Here is a 17,298-nt window from a genome sequence, read left to right as displayed (position 1 = left end):
GTGGGTGTCGTTCACACGCCACTCTCGGTTAGAACTTGAACGTTACGCCCAACTCGGCACTGCGGGGTGCTCCCAGAAACACCTGCGTCGATGAATAGCCGGAATACTCACCATAGAACGCGTTGGTGAGGTTGCGGCCGCGCAAGGTCACGGTGGCGTTTTTCAGCTCATAACTGATCGATGCATCCAGCGTGGTGTGGCCCTCCACAAAATAGGTGTTGGCCGTGTCGGTGTAGAACCCGCTGGCGTGCTTGACGAAAGCCCCAAGCGTCACTGGCAAGGTGCTCAAACGGTACAGCACGGCGGCATTGGCGGTGGTGTGCGGGACGTTGACCGGGTGGTTGCCGGAGCGATCCGCGCCGCCCGCTTCGATCAGTTCGTCGTAGCGCGCATCCACCAGCGAAACCCCCAGATCGAGCTGCAGTTGCGAGGTCAATTGGGTCGATGTGCTCAGTTCCATGCCCTTGGAAACCTGGCTGCCCCCTTGAATGGTCAGCGTCGCGTCGTTGGGGTCGCGGGTCAGAATGTCATTGAGACGAATCCAGTACAGCGAGCCCAGCACCGTGGTACGCCCGTCAAAGGCATTGGCCTTGAAGCCGACTTCCACTGAACGCCCTTTGGACAGGTCGAAGCCGCCATTGGCGGTCGAGATCAGCAGCAAGGACGACACCGGTGTCACGGCCGTTGAGTACTGAGCGTAGAGCTGCACGTCAGGCGTCAGGTTATACACCGTGCCCATGCGCCATGAAAACGACCGGTAGGTCGGGTTGAATGACTGCCGGGTGCCCAGGTTGAGATCGGTGATGGCACGACGCAGGTCGATGTCTTCGTAGCGCACGCCGCCGACCCATAACCAGTCGGGTGTCAGGTTGAAGGCGTCTTCGGCAAACAGCGCGGTGGTGTCCATATTGGACTGATACACCACGTTGTTACCGGCGCCGGGCCAGTTGTAGCTGTCGCTGGACGGGAAGCTGCCGACATCCGGGTTGTGCGGGTCAACCGAAGTAGTGGTGCCGTTTTGTCGGGGGTTGCTGAAGCGGGTGTAGTTAAACTCGCCACCGACCGTAAACCGGTTACGGAAATCGCCCAGCAGCGTGTCGTTGGTCGCGCTCAAGCGTTCGCTCCAGAACTGATGATCGTGGCTGATGCGCTGGTCGGTGCGGTCCAGCAGTCCGGTGCTGCGGTTGTAGGTTTGCTCGCCCGAGAGGAAGAAATCTCGCCTTGCGGTGTAGTAACTGGCCAAGTTGTTGAGCGACCAGTCATCGTTGAGGCGGTAATCCGTGGTCCAGCGCAACGCAGTACTGCGGGCCCCTGAGTGCGCGCCGTCCGGGCTGTAGTTCAGGTAGCGGGCCGATTTGTCGATGACCAGGCCATAAGGGTTTTTGACGATACCGCTGGCGTGGCCCGCCGCGGAAGCGGCCACCAAGGGCGAGCCTTGGTAGGCCGAGTCGTAGGAATCGTCGAAATGGTCAATGGCAAACAGCATCGACAGGTCGTCATTGGGGGTGTAGAGCAGGCTGCCCGTCAGGCCCAAAGCGCTGGTGTTCTGATGGTCGATGTCGTACAGGCTGTCGGAACTCAGCGAACTGATGTCCGCCCGCACGGCCACGTTGTCGGACAGCGGCTGGTTGACCCCGATCGCGGCACGCCGAGTGTTGAAACTGCCAGCACTGAACATGCCGTCCACGTGCTGGCCATCCAGGCTGGCCTTGCGCGTAATCATGTTCACCGCGCCGCCCAGCGCGCCTTCGCCAGACAACACCGAAGACGGGCCCTTGAGCACTTCGACACGCTCGTAGTTCCAGGTGTCGACATCACGGGTGACAAGGGTCGAGGAAGCCACGCGCACGCCGTCTTGCATTACATTAATTGCACTGCCACTGAAGCCGCGCATTGTCAGTACGGCCGGGTTGCCCGGGACGTTGCCGACCGTGGCGCCGTTGATGTCGGAAAATACCTCTTTGGTGGTGCGTAGGCCTTTGACCTGCATGTCTTGCTGAGTTTTGACCTCGACCGTGGCCGGGGTTTCGCGGGCGGTGAGGCCCAGTCGGCTGCCGGTGGTGTTCTGCTCATCCAGGTGCAGCGGGTCCTGCAGCGGGGAGAGCGCGGTGGCGTTGACCTGTAACGCCTCTAGGACCACGGGTGTGGGGGCGTCGGCCAGGGCCGGGAGTTGCCAAATGCTGGCGCTGGCCAGCAGCAACGGTTTGATCGGCAAGCCGGTACGTTTCAACAGGGCGAGCAGGTGCCCTGACGCCACAGGCGCCATTTTTACAATGTGTTCAGACATGTTTTCACCACAAAGCCGCGCGCACACGCACTGCGCGCCGGCATAACGTTGTCGAGTCAGTGAGCGACGCAGGTGCGCGCCGTGAACGAACGTGGGGTTACGGGGCTTGTGGTTGAAGCCTGGGGATCACGTAGCGGGGCGGGGGTTTGAGCGGGCCACGGGGCTGGGATCGAGTGGGGCGTGCACGGCGGATCAGCCAGCCCAGTGCGATAAAGAAGATCAACGCCTGAGCGACCGAGGCGGCAAATGAGCAGGTGTCTTCCATGGCTTTCATGGACGTTGGTGACATGTCGCTGATCTTCGACATGTCTTTCATGGCATGGCTGGGGGTGTGGCTCATGCCGCACTCCATCCGTGTAGGTGCCCGCGAAAACGCACCGAGCATCTGCCCGTGGCAGATACTGCAGGCGAGGCCGTTGAACAGGATGAAAGCCAGCAGCATCCAGGCAACGAGCGAACGGTGGTCACGGGCAAATCTCATGGGGCGGGAATCTACCACTGCTTTTTCTCGACTCACAGCGATGTGTACCGAGCCTGCGCTCTGGCGAGGCGCCACGCCGCGTCAATCAAGCGATCAAGGGTGGTGCGACAAAATGGCACGCGCCTCAGGCAAGTGCTTGATACAGCCGCGTTTTCTGCTGAGTGCGGATTTGCTGCGGGTGCAGGCTGTACAGATTTCGCTGGCCATTAGCATGTATTCACTAGGCATAACAGTTTGCTGGGATGTAATATCATTACATTATATTTCGAGCGACCCGCGTGAAGACTCCCCGATCCCCCCTTGTTGCAGGCATTGTCAGTTCTGCGCTGGCCCAGTCTGCGGGTAAGCGACTGTTAACCTCGTTGTGTGTGTTGGTGGTGTTGTGGCTGGGCATCGCCTGGGCGGTGGCGATTCCATGAGTGCGGCGAGCATTAGCCTGGATGACCTGACCGTCACCTATGAGCGCCGACCGGCGGTGCATCACATCAGCGGTTGCTTCGATGCAGGCAGCCTGACTGCGATTGTCGGCCCTAACGGTGCTGGCAAATCGACGCTGATCAAAACCATTGCCGGCACGCTAAAGCCCGCCGCCGGGCGGGTAGATCGCGGCAATCTGGCGTTGCGTAATCTTGGTTATTTGCCGCAAGCGGCCGAGATCGATCGCAGTTTCCCCCTGAATGTTGTCGATACGGTGCTGATGGGCGCATGGCGCAGTATCGGGGCCTTTCGTGGCGTCAGCCGTGAGCAAGCCCGGCAGGCCCAAGAGGCGTTGATTGCCGTCGGGCTTGAAGGGTTTGAAGACCGCAGTGTCGGCTCGTTGTCGTCCGGGCAGTTTCAGCGGGTGCTGTTTGCACGCTTGTTGATGCAGAACGCCTCGGTAATTTTGCTGGACGAACCCTTTACCGCCATTGATGCACGCACCACTCAAGACCTGCTCAAACTGATCCGCGACTGGCACGGTCAGGGCCGCACCGTGATCGCGGTGCTGCATGACATCGAACAGGTGCGCAAACATTTCCCCAATACGCTGCTGATGGCGCGCGAGGCGATTGCCTGGGGCGACACCGCGACCGTGTTGCACGCCGACAATTTGCGCCGGGCGCGCAACATGGCCGAGTACTGGAGTGACGATGCCACGCCCTGCGATATGAACGAGGAGCAGCCGTCATGATGCTGTATCAGATGGTGGTGCAACCGTTTGTTGAATTTGGCTTTATGCGCCGCGCCTTGGTGGCTTGCCTGGCGCTGGGTATCGGCTCCGGCCCGGTGGGTGTGTTGTTGATGTTGCGACGCATGAGCCTGGTCGGTGATGCGATGAGCCACGCGGTATTGCCCGGTGCGGCAGTCGGCTTTTTGTTCGCCGGTTTGTCATTGCCCGCCATGGGCTTTGGCGGGCTGATCGCCGGGCTGTTGGTGGCGTTGCTGGCCGGGTTGGTCAGCCGTTTTACGACCTTGCGCGAAGACGCCAGCTTCGCGAGTTTTTACCTCACTTCGCTGGCTGCCGGGGTGTTGATTGTCTCGTTGCATGGCTCCAGCGTGGACCTGTTGCACGTGCTGTTCGGGACCATTCTGGCCATCGACAGCCAGGCCATTTTCATGGTCGGCGGCATCGCCTCATTCACCTTGATCGTCCTTGCCCTGATTTATCGACCGCTGATACTGGAGTGTTTCGACCCCGGCTTTCTGCGCGCGGTGGGCGGTAAAGGCTCGTTGTATCACGTGCTGTTTTTGCTGCTGGTGGTGCTCAATCTGGTGGCCGGTTTTCAAGCGCTGGGCACGTTGATGGCGGTGGGCATGATGATTATCCCGGCCACCGTGTCGCGGTTTTGGGCCACATCATTAAGTGCGCTGATGATCATTTCGACCGTGGTCGCCACGCTCTCGGGCTTTATTGGTTTGATCGTTTCGTTTCATGCCGGCGTCGCTTCCGGCCCGGCGATTGTGCTGACCGCCAGTGCTTTTTATGTGATTTCGCTGCTGTTTGGCCGCAGTGGAATTGTCCGTCGCTTGCTCCCGAAAACGCATCTCACCCACTGATTTCCGACACTCACCCAAAGGGGATTCGCATGAAGCCAAAAATGCTGCTGGCTGCTGTTTTTGCATTGTCGAGTATGGCCGGTCTTGCCCAGGCAAAACCCATCGAAGCGGTGGCGTCATTCACCGTGCTTGCCGACATGGTGCAGAACGTGGGCGGTGACCATGTGCACGTGACCTCGCTGATCGGCCCTAACGGCGATCCGCATGCCTACGAGCCAACGCCTAATGACGCACAGGCGTTGAAGCGGGCCAATCTGGTGTTTGTCAGCGGTTTGCATCTGGAGGGCTGGCTTGACCGCTTGATCAAGGCCTCGGGTTACCAGGGCCAGCCGGTGGTGCTGTCCAATGGCATCAAGACCCGCAGCATGGAAGAAGACGGCAAGCGCATCACCGACCCGCATGCCTGGAACAGTGCGGCGAACGGTGTGGTGTATGTGCGCAACATCATCAGCGCCTTGCAAAAGGCTGACCCGGCCAATGCCAGCGATTATCAGGCCAAAGGCGAGCAGTACATCCAGCAGTTGGAGCAACTGGATGCTTATGCCCGCGCGCAGGTCCAGGCAATCCCCAGTGACAAACGCAAGGTCCTGACCTCGCACGATGCGTTTGGATACTTCGGCGATGCTTATGGCGTGACTTTCCTGTCGCCGCTGGGCTTCTCGACAGAAACCGAAGCGTCGGCTGCGGACGTGGGCAAGCTGATCAAACAGATCAAGCAAGAACACGTCAGCACTTACTTCTTCGAAAACTCCAGCGACCCGCGGCTGGTCAAGCAAATCGCTGATGCCAGCGGCGCGCAGCCAGGTGGCGAGCTTTACGTTGAATCGTTGTCACCTGCCGATGGCCCGGCGCCGACGTATGCGCAAATGTTCCGCTACAACGTCGACAAGCTGACGGCGGCGATGAAGGGGAATTAAAGCTGGCACTTTTGTAGCCGCTGAGGAGCGAAGCGAGGCTGCGATGCGGGCCGCAGGACCGCCGTTTGGGGTCGCTGCGCAACCCATCGCAGCCTCATTCTTCGACAGCGGCTACGGGGTTTTGCAAGGGCTTTGACCGTGTCTGACAATCATTAATGCGATATAGATATATTAAATAGTTCTTTTATTACCAATGGTTCGGGTTGTTAGACTTCAAGGCTAATGGCCTGCACTGCTGATCAGTGGCGGGGTCACGTTCTTAAGTTTTTCTTCTGAGATCCTGAGATGAGAATTAGCCTTCTGAGTTCGGCCGTTGCAGTTGCTTTGTCTCTCGTGAGCGCTGGCGTTTTTGCCGATGTCGCCGCCATCAAAAACAAGGGCGAGATTGTGATCGGTACCTTGGGTACTGATGAACCCAACAGTTTCGTTGACCCCAAGACCCGCCAGATCATTGGCTATGAGATCGATCTGGGCAATGAAATTGCCAAGGACCTGGGCGTCAAGCCGGTCTACAAACAGATCGCCGTAGCCGCGCGGATTCCAGAGTTGCAGCAGGGCCGCGTCGATCTGCTGGCCGCTTCGCTGACCCACAACAAAGAACGTGAGGCGCTGGTCGATTTCTCGTATTCAGTGTTGATCACCGGGCAAAAAGCCATGGTGAAGAAATCCAGCGGCGTGACGGCACTTGATCAACTGGCCGGAGAAAAAATCCTCACCGTCAAAGGCGGTACTCAGGAACCCAACATCCTCAAGGCGTTGCCGACCGCTAAAGTCGTGACCTTCGACACTTCGCAACAGGCACTGCTGGCGTTGCAGCAGGGTAAAGGCAAAGCGTTTGTTGATGATGAGTCGGCCCTGACCAACGATTTTGCGAAGATCGGTGCAGGCGCCAAAGGCTACGCAATCCTCCCTGAAAACCTCAGCACCGAAGCGCTTGCGCTGGCATTGCCCAAAGACAGCGGCGACTTGAAAGTGGCTGTCGACAAGACTCTCGCGCGTCTTGAAAGCTCGGGTGAAGCCGAGAAGCTGTACCTGAAATGGTACGGCCCGGGCACCAAATCGAACCAGGCCGAGCGCCATTTCAAGATCGACTCCGATCAGGTTGAGTAACCGCTGCCATTAGGCGGGCCGGTCATGACATTGCTGGTCTGGTAACTCCAGGCAACGCCAATGAATGGCCGGCCGGTCTCCAAGAGTTTTGCGCGAGATGCTGGATTTTGATTATTCGTTACTCCTGAGCGGTCAATACCACGACATGCTGCTCAGTGGCTTGATGCTGTCCATCAAGCTCGCCTGTGTCACGTTAGTGTGCGCACTCCCGTTGGCCCTGTTCATTGCCTTGCTGCGTCTGTCACCTGTGCGGCCGCTGCAATGGCTGGGTTTTGCCTACGTCGAGTCCATCCGCAATATTCCGCTGCTGGCGCACATGCTGTTCTGGTATTTCGCGGCGCCTGAGTTTTTGCCCGAGTCCTTTCGCGAGTGGCTCTACGCCGGCAACATAGAGGCCATTAGCGCCATCGTTGCGTTGACGCTGTACACCGCAGCTTTTATGAGCGAAGACATTCGCAGCGGTATCCGTGCGATCCCCACCGTGCAACTGGAAGCCGGGCGTGCCCTGGGCTTTGGTTATCTTGCGAGCATGCGTCTGGTGGTTTTGCCGCAAGCCTTGCGGGTGACCGTTGCGCCGCTGATCTCGCAAACCCTCAATTTGTGGAAAAACACCAGCATCGCCACGGTGGTCGGTGTGGCCGAGTTGATGTATCAGGCCGGGCAGGTTGAAACCGCAACATTCCGCAGCCTTGAATCCTTTGCCTTTGCCACATCGGCCTATCTCAGCGTGTCGCTGCTGATTACCGGTGCTGCGGCGTGGTATCAACACCGCTACGTGCAGGCGAAATCACGATGACCACCTTAGAGTTGATCGATTCGTACTGGGTGTACTTCCTGGTCGGTCAATACCCCAACGGGCCGCTTGGCGGGTTGGCGCTGACCCTTATCCTGGCGTCTGCCGCGCTGGTCTTGGCGATGCCGCTGGGTGTGCTGTTCGGCCTGGCGCGGCTCAGCCCGTGGCGCTGGCTGCGTTGGCCGGTCACGGCGCTGGTGTTTGTGGTGCGCGGCACCCCGTTATTGATGGTGATTTTTTGGGCGTACTTTTTCCTGCCCAGCCTCACCGGCTTCAAGACCGACCAGTTCACCACCATGCTGATTGCACTGGTGATCTTCGACGCAGCGTACCTGTCCGAGATCGTTCGCGCCGGGGTGCAGGGTTTGGACCGCGGGCAGGTGGAAGCATCGCGTTCGCTGGGGTTCGGCTACTGGCGCACGATGCGCTGGGTGGTCCTGCCACAGGCGCTGCGCACCATGCTGCCGTCGTTGGTTAACCAGTTTGTCTCGACGATCAAGGAAACCTCATTGGGCTACATCATTGGCCTCACGGAAATCTCCTTTATCGCCTCGCAGATCAACACCCAAGTGTTCACCATGCCGGCTCAGGTCTACCTGATTCTGGGGCTCACGTATTTTGTATTGTGCTTTGGCCTGTCACGTTTCGCCTTCTGGCTGGAGCGGCGTCAGACGCAACGTGCTTCCTTAACTGACAACAGCAAGGTGACCTGATGATTCGCCTGGAAAAAGTTAACAAGTGGTACGGCACCTATCAGGCGCTGGTGGATGTCGATGAGCATATTGCCAAGGGCGAGGTAGTCGTGATTTGCGGGCCGTCGGGGTCGGGCAAATCGACCTTGATCCGCACCCTCAATCGCCTGGAGCCGATCAAGTCCGGGCGCATTCTGATAGATGGTCAGGACATCCACGCCAAGGACCTGGACCTTAACCAATTCCGCTCACACATCGGCTTTGTGTTTCAGCAGTTCAACCTGTTCCCGCACCTCACCGTGCTGGAAAACTGCACGCTGGCACCGATTCGTCTGCGCGGCCTGAGCCGGGCAGACGCTGAAAAAGAAGCCATGGCGTTACTCGATCGTGTAGGCCTTGCGCACAAGGCGAGTGCCTTTCCGATCAATTTGTCCGGTGGTCAGCAGCAGCGCGTGGCCATTGCCCGGGCGCTGGCGATGCGCCCACCGTTGATGCTGTTTGACGAGCCCACCAGTGCGCTCGACCCGGAGATGGTCGGTGAAGTGTTGCTGGTGATGCGAGACTTGGCCCGCGATGGCATGACCATGGTCGTGGTGACCCACGAGATGGGCTTTGCCCGTGAAGTGGCCGACCGGGTTTTATTTATGGATCAGGGTCGGGTGCTCGAGCGAGCGCCTGCCGAAAGCTTTTTCCAGAACCCGGAACATCCGCGCACGCAGAAATTTTTGGCGGATATCCGTACACCTTTTTCGTCTGCCGTTTGAGGACTGAGTGGTCATGAGCACTGCGATCCGAGAGTTACCCATCATTGATGTAGCGCCATTGTTCACTGCAAGCGGGCGCAGTGAAGTTGCTGAGCAGATCAGCCGCGCCTGCCGCGAACAGGGGTTTTTCTATGTCGTCGGGCATGGCATTGACCCGGCACTGGTGCAACGCCTTGAAGCCTTGAGCCATGAGTTTTTTGCACTGGACGAAGCCACCAAACTGCGCTGGCGCATGGAACTCGGCGGACGTGCCTGGCGGGGTTACTTTCCGCTGGGCGGTGAACTGACCTCAAACCGGCCTGACTGGAAAGAGGGCCTGTACCTGGGCACTGAGCTGGACGACACGGCGCCCGAAGTCGTGGCCAAAACCCCGGTGCATGGTGCGAACCTGTTCCCGGATGTCGTCGGTTTTCGCGAGACCATTCTGGCCTACATAGAGGCGGTGACTCAGCTTGGGCATCGGCTGCTCGAAGGCGTCGCCCTGAGCCTGGGGCTGGACGCGCAGTATTTTCACGACCGCTACACTGCCGATCCGCTGATACTGTTCCGCTTGTTCAACTATCCTTCGCAACCCGTGCCAGAAGGGCTGGATGTGCAGTGGGGCGTGGGCGAACACACCGATTACGGACTGCTGACCATCCTCCATCAGGACAGCATAGGCGGCCTGCAAGTGCGCACCCCGCAAGGCTGGATCGAGGCGACACCGATCCCTGGCGCGTTTCTGTGCAACATCGGCGACATGCTCGACCGCATGACCGGCGGCCTGTACCGCTCAACACCGCATCGCGTAGCGCGCAACACCTCGGGTTCGGACCGCCTGTCATTCCCGCTGTTCTTCGACCCCAACTACCGCGCGCGGGTCCAGCCAATTGAAGGCTTGCCTGCGGTTGAACAGCAAGACGACAGCGCCCAACGCTGGGACCAGGCCAACGTGCACGCCTTCAACGGGGAATATGGCGACTACCTGCTGAACAAAGTGTCAAAAGTCTTCCCGCAACTGCGTGAGAGCGTGTTGTAAATCCAATCTGCAGGAGCGAGTTTGTCTCGCGATCTTTTGATCTTTAAAAGATCGCGAGACAGGCTCGCTACTACAGCCTATTGCTAGTGAGGCAAGTGCGTACCTTTTTAAAGGCATTCATTAGCCTTGGGTTTGCTCGGCTTTGGCGTGCCTAAAACTCGATTTAACTCTCCGGCGACAGCGATGAGTTGTTGCTCCAACGCTTCGACATCGGACTGGCTGATCCCATCGTTTATCACCTGCAACGTACTGGCTCGTTTTTTCGGAGCAGGGGCCAGGTTGTGCGCGTCTTCAGAGACCAATGCTTGTCGGAGGAGGTTATTGATCAACGTCTGATAGCCTGTACCCGCACTTTCCGCGCGCTTGCGGGCAGCTTCAATCACAACATCGTCGAGCATGATGGTGATACGTGTCTTGCCTTTGCTGCTGGCAACCGCGCCGCGTTTGCCAGTACTGAAATCGTATTCGTCTTTCATGGTTCATACCTCCTGGTACTGGCGTCGTTCATGTTTGGTTGCGAGTCTGGCACTGATGACGCGCACAAAATGCGGGTCTCGATACGTATAGGCGACAACCAGTACACGCCCCTTTGCATCCAGTCCCATGGTGACCCAGCGTTCTTCCTCGTGGTCATGGTCCTGAATAGTTACGCCAGCCTCGTCGTAAAACACCTGCTCCGCATCAGCCAAACTAATGCCTTTATGCTTTTGCTGATTGGCGAGGTTTTTGGCCCTGTCGTATTGAATCCTGAATGTTCTCATTATGCATATTTCCTATGCATAAAAAAGCCATTGTAAAGACCGTTAGTCAGCAAGGTATTTCTCCAAGTCTGGCGCTGTGATATAGGATGATCAGGTCCAATCTTGAAGGGGTAGCCAACGAATTTCAGTACGCAAACGACGACCCATTGCGTATGAGGAGTATGAGTGGCTTGTCGGAAGAGATGTTTGGAGTCTGAGGGCGGGCGTAGATAGCTGGAGAGGAGAATACTGGACAACGAGGGAGAAGCAGAATTGGAGCGGGTAGAGGGAATCGAACCCTCAACTAAAGCTTGGGAAGCTTTCGTTTTGCCACTAAACTATACCCGCTCAAAGCGGCTAACTTTGTACCAGAAGTCGGCCTTGATGAGAAGTTTTTTATTCTTGAAACGTGCATTTCAGGGCGTTGGTTAAACCTTTTCGTGTTTTAAGCGCCGTCACAGCGCTACCGACAATCGCTGTGCGGGCCTTGTGATGACAGGCGCTGGCGGTTTTAAAAAGTCGAGCAAGGCAATCTTGCTGATGTGGCTGGCCTGTTTGTGCTCCATGTCCAGAAAGTGTCCGGTGTTTTCCACGCTGACAAATTGGCTGTCGCGGATCGCGTGTGCGAATTGCCGTGCGTCATTGGCGGCGGTGTATTCGTCCCATTCACCATTGATGAACAACACCGGTATTTCAATGCGTTGTGTGGCCTTGAGATAGCACTGAGGGTCGCCGCTCAGCACCTGGTTGATGTGAAAGTGCATCTGCGCGTATTCATGTTCGGCCAAGGTGCTGACGTGCCGGTAGTTGAAGCGCTTGAACAGAGAAGGCAGGTGTTTGCCCAGGGTGTCGTTGACCAGGTTGCCGACCTGCGTGCGATTGCAGTCTGCCAGGCAACGGCGGCCGCGCTCCAGGTAGTTGCGCATGGGGATATTGATGAGGGGCGAAAATGAGCTGATGACGGCTTTTTCGATACGCCGGGGTGAACTGGCCAAGGCGGTCAGCGCGGCGGTGCCTCCCCATGAAAATGACAGCACGTACTGGGCGTCGAAGTGCTCAATCAACTCCAGAAGCACGTCGGCTTCCAGTTCTTGGGTCAGAGGGGTCTGATGCCGGTTGTGGGGTTTTGACTGGCCTGCGTAGGGCTGATCGTAAAGGACGACGTTGAGGTGCGGGTGCAGGTTTTTGACGGTTTGGGCGAACGATGCTGTTGTGGACATCGACCCATTGACCAGAATGATGGTGTTTTGCGCGGTATCAGAGCGGTAGAACTCAGTGTGAATTCGATACTGCCCCTGAATGTCGAGCACAGCGATTTCGGGCTTCATCATGGGTCTGACTCCAGTGAATCGAGCGTCTGTCAGACTGATAATGCGCCGCGATTGTGACAGGCAGGCGTGGCCTTAAGCGCAGTTCACATCTGTAGGAGCGAGCTTGCCTCGCGATTTTTTCAACGATCAAAAGATCGCGAGGCAAGCTCGTTTCTACAGCGGTTGCATCGCAGGGCAGCACTGTTGGACTTCCTCTGGCGTCAACGCACGGTAATCCCCCGGGGCGAGTCGACTGTCGAGCATCAATGGGCCAATGCTTTCACGGTGCAGGCGCACGACCTTATTGTCGAAGTAGCCAAACATGCGTTTAACCTGATGATAGCGACCTTCCACAATGCTCAAGCGCGCCGAGCGTGGGCCGAGCAGCTCAAGTGTGGCAGGCAAGGTGGTCAGGTCTTCGTAGGCGAAATACACGCCCTGTTCGAACCGGGTGATGTAGTCGTCAGTGATGTCTTGTTCCGTCTCGACGTAGTACACCTTGGGCAGTTTGGTTTGCGGTTGTGTCAGGTGGCGAGACCAATGGCCGTCATTGGTGATGAGCATCAAGCCGCTGGTGTTGAAGTCCAGTCGACCCGCGATGTGCAAGTCGTGCTTGTCGTCTTCGTTCAGCAGATCGAGCACGGTCGGGTGCTCGGGGTCTTGGGTGGCGCTGACGCAACCAGGCGGTTTGTGCAGCATGAAATAACGCGCGGGTTTGCCGGCTTGCAACACGTGTTCGTCGAGCTCAATCCGGCTGAACTCGCGAATGTCATGGTGTGGGTCAGAGACGATCTGGCCATCAACCCGCACGCGCTTTTCAATCAGTAACAAGCGAGCCTGTTGGCGGTTGAACTGGGGCAGGTTGCTCAGAAAACGGTCTACGCGCATAGCGATCAATCACAAGAGATACAGGCCTGCATCTTACGCGAGGTGTTCTGGGGGCGCTGGAGGTAATTGGTTGAGTACGTCGGCGCAGCGGGGGCACAGGCATGCGCTGTTGCGTTGCTCGGGCGCCAAAGCCCGCAGGATCTCAGGGTCAATGCTGACGCTGTAACACCAGCAGGGCAGATGCTCGGTCTGTGTACTGGCCATAGAGCAGTCATTACGCGCACCACAAGCGGGGCAAAGGTCGGGGGCTGTCATGTCGGGTGTCCGTGGAGTGGCTGGCATCAGTGGCGCCAGTGTATGCCTTGTGCAATGGCGCTGCGCTAATCACCTTGTCGCGCCCGGGCCTGGCCACTGGTCTGAGGGTTAGTGTTGCATGGCACTGAGTCTACTTTTTGCGGTCATATAAATCGTCAGGCAGCTTTGCTGTTTGACGCCGTCCAGCGCCGCTGGATCGTGCCCTTTCGCGGTCCAGGAGGCCGCCATGTTCCGACGTCTACTCACTATTGTTGTATTGGGTTTGGCTGTGTCTGCGTGTGTGCCTTATAACTCGGGTTACAGCGTTTATCGCTCTGATGTTTATACGGTGCCAGCACCTTATTACTACGGCGTTTACCGGCCTTATTACGTCTACCCGCACCCTTACTACGCCCCGTCGCCACACTACTGGGGCCCTGGGCCTGGGTATCACTATGGCTATGGGGGAGGTTACGGCCGAGGCTGGGGAGGCCGATAAAACACCGATCACGTAACGCGACTAATCCCTGCGTCGCAGGCTGGCGTGCGTATCGTCAGTCTGCGCTGCGGGTATTGATCAATTGACAATGGGAGCGAGCTTTTCTAGTGTCCGCGGCATTGTTTTTAAGGGTGTAACCATGACGTCGGATGATCGTATAAAACTTGAAGCTGCCTGGAAGCAGGCTTTGCGTGAGGAGTTCGATGAACCCTACATGGGCGAGTTGCGCGAGTTTTTGCGCCAGGAACATGTTGCCGGAAAAGAAATCTACCCGCCCGGGCCATTGATTTTCAATGCCCTGAACTCAACGCCGCTGAACAACATCAAAGTGGTCATTTTGGGGCAAGACCCCTATCACGGGCCTGGCCAGGCGCATGGTTTGTGTTTCTCGGTGCAGCCGGGTATCGCGGTGCCACCTTCGCTGGTCAATATCTATAAAGAACTCAAGCGTGACTTGAATATTGATATCGCGCCTCACGGCTGTTTGCAGTCCTGGGCGGATCAGGGCGTGTTGTTGCTTAACACGACGATGACCGTGGAGCGGGGGATTGCCGCCTCACATGCCAAAAAAGGCTGGGAACGTTTTACCGATCGCATTATTCAAGTCGTCAGTGAGCAGCAACCTCAGCTGGTCTTTTTGCTTTGGGGCGCCCATGCGCAGAGCAAGCAAAAGCTGATCGATGCGACTAAGCATCTGGTGCTGACATCGGTGCACCCGTCGCCGTTGTCGGCTTACCGTGGATTTATCGGCAATGGGCATTTCAGCCGTACCAACAAGTTTCTTGAGCAAAATGGCCTGACCCCGATCGACTGGAAGTTACCGCCTGTTTGATCCGGGCTCACACGCCGTTGGCACACCAGGTAAGGCGCCTGGTGTGCTGAGGTGCAATGATCTGAGCCTGTGCGGGTCAGACCAGGCGCAAGCGACAGTTATCGGGCGCTTCAATCACTCTGCCGACTATCGCTGCAACAGGCACAGCCCAGGTCATGCCGTTGGCCGGGTCGGTAATCACCGCGAGCGTATCGCTACTGGCACTGACGTCCAGACGTCGTCGTTCATGAATGGTTTTTAAATCGCCATAGGCATGACTGACCAGCTTTTCCGCAAGCGCTGTACTTAATTCAAATGTCGTGACCAAATACCGAACCGCCTTGCAAAAAAGCACCTGATCGTTACCGGGGTGCTGAGCCTGATAACGTTGCAAGAACACCAGCGCCGCTTGCTGAAGGTAGGGGTGGTCTTCGATTTGCGAATAAATTAGGGTCATGCGCGGGCGCCCTCGGCAGTCATTTTTTCGGACGGTAGCGCCGCTTGGCGCAACTCCTGATTGACACCCGGCAGGCGCACGTCCGGGTTCGGCATACCACTGGGAGACAGCTCATGGGTCATTTCAAATTCTGCCCTGACTGACCAGCCGCAGGCTTCGGTTGTGCATTGCAAATAAGCGACGCGTAAGAAGATATGTCGACCTTCACTGGTGCGAATACGCATTCTGCTTAAGCAATGCGGACAAACCATTTTATAGGTGCTCATGACTGACTCCAATTGAACTATTGTTGTGTGCCCGTTTGAATAAGCACGTTAATTTTCAAAGAAAGATCAATCCGTTGATCATGCAGGCTGACACCTTATGTCGGGGTTAGTCAGTTTTTTGATGATGAGTAATCCTTTTTAACTGTTCTTGTAAGAATTATGACTCCGGATAAGTAATCTTTTTTTCTGGTTTTCTTTATGTGTTTGTTTTTTCCTAATGGGCTGTTTTAATAGTCTTTTGTTTTGATGGGAAATGTTACATATCTATAACTAAAAAATACTCAATACGCGTAAATTCTGCCAAAAAACACAACAATGTCAAATTGGAAAAATTCAAATTGAGTAGCAGTAAATCTATTGAAATACTTGGACGGTTGAAAAAAATAACCCGCGTTAAAACAGACTCCGGACTTTCCGAGGTGCTAGGGGTAAGTCCGCAAACACTCAGTAGCTGGAAAGGACGCGATCGAATTCCTTACTCGGTGTGTATGGAACTTGCCAGCGCACATGGTGTCTCGCTTGACTGGCTATTTGGGGGGCAGGGCCCAATGTTATTGCAGTCGCCGGCGACGATGGTTGAAGCCGTGGGCAGGCTGTCCGAACATGAACGAAAAATGGTATTGATGTTTCGAACATTAAAACGCTCCGATCAACGCGTTGTGTATAAAGTGGCCGAAGAAAAACAACAGCTTTATCTGTTGCTTCGTCAAGTTGAAGAGCTGTCAGCCCGTCTTGAGTATGATGCTGTTCGCCGTTAGTTTATTTGGGCCCTTTGAAACGTCGCAGTACATCGGCAATATCTGCAGTGTTGACCCAAATCATGAGTTTTATGCTGATAGGTATGACCACCAGTGCGCAAATAAATGCCGTGACTCCCACGGATAAGCCGTTTAAGTGTGGCAGGGCGACAGGGGTGAATAAATAACCGACGCAGGCGCTCAGCAGAAAGGAACCTACGTGTTGCCAGCCCTTGAGAGACCTGCGTGCACTGGTGACCACCCACGCCCCCAGAGAGGCCCCAAACAATGCATTACGGTCGATCATTGCGATGATTGGAAGCCCTATTTCCAGATACCAGTACGAAGCATAACTAATCATTTCATTCGTCATGATGTCGGTACTCATGCGTGAACAAATGGAGGGCAGGCGACTCATCCAGAGAACAGCGGCGTCCGCACTTTGCAATTTTAAAATACTGATAAAGCTCAATGGCTGCGGTGGCTTCTACAGCGCTGAGGTAGTGAGCCACCAACACGGAACAGTTATTGATTGTGGGGGCGGGGACTTCTTCTAAATACCCATAACCTTGTTGCCGAACATGCTGCTGCCACACGGTCAGTGCTTTATTGACGGTGGCAGTTGCTCCGTGCGCTGCTGTTCTAAGTCGCCCTTCACTGATACTTGAACTCAAGGACAGGGCTTTTCTTAGCGATGTCAGGTTGATGGGGGGCCAAAACGCATCGTCGCTGGTGCAGTCTGATAGTGAGAGAGAGGCTGTTGATAGGCTCATGCTTATAGTCCTTGGCACGCCTTTTTAGTGCCCGCTAAGGCAGCAGAGGCATGCCGAGCTTAATGGCTTTGATGACGGCGGCGTGACGCGACGTGACGCCGAATTTCATTCGTACATTGGCGATATGAAAATTGATCGTTGTTTCTGATCTGTTCAGAATGAGCGCCACCTCGGCACTGGTTTTTCCTTGGGCACACCAACTGAGGACTTCATGCTCTTTTGGCGTTAAAGAGGGTATGAAATCAGGCGATGTAGAGGGTGTATCCGGCGAGAGTGGTCGCCTGGAAAAACTGCACTTTTTCATATGTTGCCCTTGCATTGAGGAGTGTGCCGGACGAGAAGATCATTCTTGAGGTGCTAAAAATAATCGGTCTGCTGACGTCTCAACAACGTGACAAGGTTGTAGGAATGTCCATGACAGTAATGGAATTTTCCTACATGGTTGTGGGAGTTTTAAATATTGGCTTGAATAGATGTTTAAACT

22 protein-coding genes and 1 tRNA gene are annotated in these 17,298 nt (G+C 56.2%); 10 read left to right on the top strand and 13 right to left on the bottom strand.

Annotated features, from left to right (window positions below; all coding sequences use genetic code 11):
* Positions 1-28: 28 nt before the first annotated feature.
* Together QMX84_RS07130 and QMX84_RS07125 are read right to left on the bottom strand one after the other, a co-directional pair.
* Positions 29-2,287, bottom strand: a complete 2,259-nt coding sequence (locus QMX84_RS07130) for a TonB-dependent receptor (protein WP_282363463.1) — start codon at positions 2,285-2,287, stop codon at positions 29-31.
* A gap of 97 nt (positions 2,288-2,384) precedes the next feature.
* Positions 2,385-2,768, bottom strand: a complete 384-nt coding sequence (locus tag QMX84_RS07125; RefSeq protein WP_048385511.1) for a hypothetical protein — start codon at positions 2,766-2,768, stop codon at positions 2,385-2,387.
* A 415-nt stretch (positions 2,769-3,183) separates the two neighbouring features.
* Here QMX84_RS07125 and QMX84_RS07120 point away from each other — a divergent pair, with 415 nt between their 5' ends.
* From QMX84_RS07120 to QMX84_RS07085, 8 genes are all read left to right on the top strand, one after another.
* Positions 3,184-3,939 (top strand): ABC transporter ATP-binding protein, encoded by a 756-nt coding sequence (locus QMX84_RS07120; RefSeq protein ID WP_153326224.1) that lies wholly within the window; start codon positions 3,184-3,186, stop codon positions 3,937-3,939.
* A complete protein-coding gene (locus QMX84_RS07115; RefSeq protein ID WP_048368033.1) occupies positions 3,936-4,805 on the top strand; it encodes a metal ABC transporter permease in 870 nt (289 codons plus the stop codon). The genes QMX84_RS07120 and QMX84_RS07115 overlap by 4 nt, the downstream gene beginning before the upstream one ends.
* 29 nt (positions 4,806-4,834) lie before the next feature.
* The gene (locus QMX84_RS07110; RefSeq protein WP_262125138.1) at positions 4,835-5,722 is read left to right on the top strand and encodes a metal ABC transporter substrate-binding protein; all 888 of its coding nucleotides are present in this window, start codon (positions 4,835-4,837) and stop codon (positions 5,720-5,722) included.
* A 285-nt stretch (positions 5,723-6,007) separates the two neighbouring features.
* Positions 6,008-6,832: an ABC transporter substrate-binding protein gene (locus QMX84_RS07105; protein WP_048368029.1), complete on the top strand. Its 825-nt coding sequence runs from the start codon at positions 6,008-6,010 to the stop codon at positions 6,830-6,832.
* A gap of 97 nt (positions 6,833-6,929) precedes the next feature.
* Positions 6,930-7,628, top strand: coding sequence for an amino acid ABC transporter permease (locus QMX84_RS07100; RefSeq protein ID WP_048385503.1), 699 nt, complete (start codon positions 6,930-6,932; stop codon positions 7,626-7,628).
* Positions 7,625-8,338, top strand: a complete 714-nt coding sequence (locus QMX84_RS07095) for an amino acid ABC transporter permease (RefSeq protein ID WP_282363462.1) — start codon at positions 7,625-7,627, stop codon at positions 8,336-8,338. The genes QMX84_RS07100 and QMX84_RS07095 overlap by 4 nt, the downstream gene beginning before the upstream one ends.
* A complete protein-coding gene (locus tag QMX84_RS07090) occupies positions 8,338-9,081 on the top strand; it encodes an amino acid ABC transporter ATP-binding protein (RefSeq protein ID WP_048368023.1) in 744 nt (247 codons plus the stop codon). The genes QMX84_RS07095 and QMX84_RS07090 overlap by 1 nt, the downstream gene beginning before the upstream one ends.
* Before the next feature lie 13 nt (positions 9,082-9,094).
* Entirely contained in the window at positions 9,095-10,099 is a 1,005-nt protein-coding gene (locus QMX84_RS07085) for an isopenicillin N synthase family oxygenase (RefSeq protein WP_123749741.1), read from the top strand.
* 107 nt (positions 10,100-10,206) lie between these two features.
* Here QMX84_RS07085 and QMX84_RS07080 read toward each other — a convergent pair whose 3' ends face one another.
* From QMX84_RS07080 to QMX84_RS07055, 6 genes are all read right to left on the bottom strand, one after another.
* Positions 10,207-10,575 carry a BrnA antitoxin family protein gene (locus QMX84_RS07080; protein WP_153334144.1) on the bottom strand — a complete coding sequence of 123 codons (369 nt, stop codon included), beginning with the start codon at positions 10,573-10,575 and terminating at the stop codon, positions 10,207-10,209.
* Positions 10,576-10,578: 3 nt separating this feature from the next.
* Positions 10,579-10,860 (bottom strand): BrnT family toxin, encoded by a 282-nt coding sequence (locus QMX84_RS07075; RefSeq protein ID WP_282363461.1) that lies wholly within the window; start codon positions 10,858-10,860, stop codon positions 10,579-10,581.
* Positions 10,861-11,113: 253 nt separating this feature from the next.
* Positions 11,114-11,187, bottom strand: a tRNA-Gly gene (locus tag QMX84_RS07070).
* 107 nt (positions 11,188-11,294) lie between these two features.
* Entirely contained in the window at positions 11,295-12,167 is an 873-nt protein-coding gene (locus tag QMX84_RS07065; protein WP_262125189.1) for an alpha/beta hydrolase, read from the bottom strand.
* A 156-nt stretch (positions 12,168-12,323) separates the two neighbouring features.
* Positions 12,324-13,037 (bottom strand): 16S rRNA pseudouridine(516) synthase, encoded by a 714-nt coding sequence (locus QMX84_RS07060; RefSeq protein WP_262125131.1) that lies wholly within the window; start codon positions 13,035-13,037, stop codon positions 12,324-12,326.
* Between the two features lie 33 nt (positions 13,038-13,070).
* A complete protein-coding gene (locus QMX84_RS07055) occupies positions 13,071-13,292 on the bottom strand; it encodes a cysteine-rich CWC family protein (protein ID WP_282363460.1) in 222 nt (73 codons plus the stop codon).
* Positions 13,293-13,909: 617 nt separating this feature from the next.
* Here QMX84_RS07055 and ung point away from each other — a divergent pair.
* Positions 13,910-14,602, top strand: coding sequence for a uracil-DNA glycosylase (ung, locus tag QMX84_RS07045; protein WP_262125129.1), 693 nt, complete (start codon positions 13,910-13,912; stop codon positions 14,600-14,602).
* A 76-nt stretch (positions 14,603-14,678) separates the two neighbouring features.
* Here ung and QMX84_RS07040 read toward each other — a convergent pair whose 3' ends face one another.
* Both QMX84_RS07040 and QMX84_RS07035 read right to left on the bottom strand, forming a co-directional pair.
* The gene (locus QMX84_RS07040) at positions 14,679-15,038 is read right to left on the bottom strand and encodes a hypothetical protein (protein ID WP_048368010.1); all 360 of its coding nucleotides are present in this window, start codon (positions 15,036-15,038) and stop codon (positions 14,679-14,681) included.
* Positions 15,035-15,304, bottom strand: coding sequence for an ogr/Delta-like zinc finger family protein (locus QMX84_RS07035; RefSeq protein ID WP_123749746.1), 270 nt, complete (start codon positions 15,302-15,304; stop codon positions 15,035-15,037). The genes QMX84_RS07040 and QMX84_RS07035 overlap by 4 nt, the downstream gene beginning before the upstream one ends.
* 338 nt (positions 15,305-15,642) lie before the next feature.
* On the opposite strand from QMX84_RS07035, the gene QMX84_RS07030 reads away from it, so the two are divergent.
* Positions 15,643-16,062, top strand: coding sequence for a helix-turn-helix domain containing protein (locus QMX84_RS07030; RefSeq protein ID WP_262125128.1), 420 nt, complete (start codon positions 15,643-15,645; stop codon positions 16,060-16,062).
* A 1-nt stretch (position 16,063) separates the two neighbouring features.
* Here the strand turns inward: QMX84_RS07030 and QMX84_RS07025 are convergent, their stop codons facing one another.
* The 3 genes from QMX84_RS07025 to QMX84_RS07015 are packed head-to-tail and all read right to left on the bottom strand — an operon-like array spanning position 16,064 to position 17,118.
* Positions 16,064-16,414 (bottom strand): putative holin, encoded by a 351-nt coding sequence (locus QMX84_RS07025; protein ID WP_262125127.1) that lies wholly within the window; start codon positions 16,412-16,414, stop codon positions 16,064-16,066.
* On the bottom strand, positions 16,404-16,814 hold the full coding sequence (locus tag QMX84_RS07020) for a head completion/stabilization protein (RefSeq protein WP_262125125.1): 411 nt from the start codon (positions 16,812-16,814) through the stop codon (positions 16,404-16,406). The genes QMX84_RS07025 and QMX84_RS07020 overlap by 11 nt, the downstream gene beginning before the upstream one ends.
* Before the next feature lie 34 nt (positions 16,815-16,848).
* On the bottom strand, positions 16,849-17,118 hold the full coding sequence (locus tag QMX84_RS07015; protein ID WP_082148640.1) for a helix-turn-helix transcriptional regulator: 270 nt from the start codon (positions 17,116-17,118) through the stop codon (positions 16,849-16,851).
* Positions 17,119-17,298: the final 180 nt, after the last annotated feature.

The organism is Pseudomonas sp. PS01297 (assembly GCF_029959305.1).
In the GTDB taxonomy this organism is placed as follows: domain Bacteria; phylum Pseudomonadota; class Gammaproteobacteria; order Pseudomonadales; family Pseudomonadaceae; genus Aquipseudomonas; species Aquipseudomonas helleri.
Note: the sequence above shows the minus strand (reverse complement) of the source record. Positions and strands in the feature narration are given on the sequence as shown.

Coding starts and splice junctions, on each gene's coding strand:
- QMX84_RS07130 (WP_282363463.1), bottom strand. CDS start 2,287: ATGTCTGAACACATTGTAAAAATGGCGCCTGTGGCGTCAGGGCACCTG.
- QMX84_RS07125 (WP_048385511.1), bottom strand. CDS start 2,768: ATGAGATTTGCCCGTGACCACCGTTCGCTCGTTGCCTGGATGCTGCTG.
- QMX84_RS07120 (WP_153326224.1), top strand. CDS start 3,184: ATGAGTGCGGCGAGCATTAGCCTGGATGACCTGACCGTCACCTATGAG.
- QMX84_RS07115 (WP_048368033.1), top strand. CDS start 3,936: ATGATGCTGTATCAGATGGTGGTGCAACCGTTTGTTGAATTTGGCTTT.
- QMX84_RS07110 (WP_262125138.1), top strand. CDS start 4,835: ATGAAGCCAAAAATGCTGCTGGCTGCTGTTTTTGCATTGTCGAGTATG.
- QMX84_RS07105 (WP_048368029.1), top strand. CDS start 6,008: ATGAGAATTAGCCTTCTGAGTTCGGCCGTTGCAGTTGCTTTGTCTCTC.
- QMX84_RS07100 (WP_048385503.1), top strand. CDS start 6,930: ATGCTGGATTTTGATTATTCGTTACTCCTGAGCGGTCAATACCACGAC.
- QMX84_RS07095 (WP_282363462.1), top strand. CDS start 7,625: ATGACCACCTTAGAGTTGATCGATTCGTACTGGGTGTACTTCCTGGTC.
- QMX84_RS07090 (WP_048368023.1), top strand. CDS start 8,338: ATGATTCGCCTGGAAAAAGTTAACAAGTGGTACGGCACCTATCAGGCG.
- QMX84_RS07085 (WP_123749741.1), top strand. CDS start 9,095: ATGAGCACTGCGATCCGAGAGTTACCCATCATTGATGTAGCGCCATTG.
- QMX84_RS07080 (WP_153334144.1), bottom strand. CDS start 10,575: ATGAAAGACGAATACGATTTCAGTACTGGCAAACGCGGCGCGGTTGCC.
- QMX84_RS07075 (WP_282363461.1), bottom strand. CDS start 10,860: ATGAGAACATTCAGGATTCAATACGACAGGGCCAAAAACCTCGCCAAT.
- QMX84_RS07065 (WP_262125189.1), bottom strand. CDS start 12,167: ATGAAGCCCGAAATCGCTGTGCTCGACATTCAGGGGCAGTATCGAATT.
- QMX84_RS07060 (WP_262125131.1), bottom strand. CDS start 13,037: ATGCGCGTAGACCGTTTTCTGAGCAACCTGCCCCAGTTCAACCGCCAA.
- QMX84_RS07055 (WP_282363460.1), bottom strand. CDS start 13,292: ATGACAGCCCCCGACCTTTGCCCCGCTTGTGGTGCGCGTAATGACTGC.
- ung (WP_262125129.1), top strand. CDS start 13,910: ATGACGTCGGATGATCGTATAAAACTTGAAGCTGCCTGGAAGCAGGCT.
- QMX84_RS07040 (WP_048368010.1), bottom strand. CDS start 15,038: ATGACCCTAATTTATTCGCAAATCGAAGACCACCCCTACCTTCAGCAA.
- QMX84_RS07035 (WP_123749746.1), bottom strand. CDS start 15,304: ATGAGCACCTATAAAATGGTTTGTCCGCATTGCTTAAGCAGAATGCGT.
- QMX84_RS07025 (WP_262125127.1), bottom strand. CDS start 16,414: ATGACGAATGAAATGATTAGTTATGCTTCGTACTGGTATCTGGAAATA.
- QMX84_RS07020 (WP_262125125.1), bottom strand. CDS start 16,814: ATGAGCCTATCAACAGCCTCTCTCTCACTATCAGACTGCACCAGCGAC.
- QMX84_RS07015 (WP_082148640.1), bottom strand. CDS start 17,118: ATGAAAAAGTGCAGTTTTTCCAGGCGACCACTCTCGCCGGATACACCC.